The organism is Pseudomonas reactans, from assembly GCF_013387025.1.
Lineage (GTDB): Bacteria > Pseudomonadota > Gammaproteobacteria > Pseudomonadales > Pseudomonadaceae > Aquipseudomonas > Aquipseudomonas reactans.
The window spans coordinates 1-793 of record NZ_JACAQP010000099.1 but is presented as its reverse complement, the minus strand read 5'-3'; the positions used below and the strand labels follow the sequence as shown (position 1 = coordinate 793).

Annotated in this window: 1 protein-coding gene; it reads right to left on the bottom strand. The window is 45.1% G+C overall.

Going from position 1 to position 793, the window contains the following annotated elements; translation table 11 throughout:
• Positions 1-793: reverse transcriptase domain-containing protein (locus HX793_RS32165; protein ID WP_178905604.1), on the bottom strand; the 793-nt coding region annotated here is incomplete at both ends.

The window sequence follows — 793 nt, the reverse complement described above, 5'->3', positions numbered from 1 at the left end:
GTGACTATACTCCCACTAGCCTTGACATATACGCAGGACTCATCCTCGCTCCTAGAGAAACCAAACTCTTTGACTTTCTCATGGAAACAAAGATTCCAGCTGCGAGAAGCTTGCTTCAATCCGTAGATTGATCTCTCAAGCTTACACACCTTATTAGGATACTTTGCATCGACAAAACCCTCTGGCTGATTCATGTAAACATCCTCAGTCAACTTTCCATTAAGGAAAGCGGTTTTGACGTCCATCTGCCAAATTTCATAGTCATGAAATGCAGCTATGGCCAGCATAATCCTAATAGACTTTATCTTGGCTACTGGTGAGAAGGTCTCGTCATAGTCAACCCCTGGGGTTTGAGTAAAGCCCTTCGCAACCAGTCTTGCCTTGAAAGTGTGTACCTTTCCGTCCATGTCGGTCTTCTTCTTGAAGATCCATTTGCACCCGACTGTCTTTCGACCCGGTACATTGTCAACCAAGTTCCAAACTTGATTGTCATACATGGACTTGATCTCGCTATCCATGGCCTCTTTCCACTTGGCAGACTCAGGGCCCGCCACTGCTTCCTGGTAGTTAGCTGGTTCATCCAAATTTATCAGTGTCCTATCACTGACAAACGTGTCCCCATCCGTAGTTATATGGAAACCATAAAACTCGGGTGGCATGCTAACTCTACTAGAGCGTCTAAGAGGTAAGGATATGTCAGTCGGACCAACAGGAACTTCTTCCTCTTGTTGGTTGCTAGTTTCTCCTAAGGTTGCATCATCTGATGACTCTTGAATTTCTTCCAGATCAATGG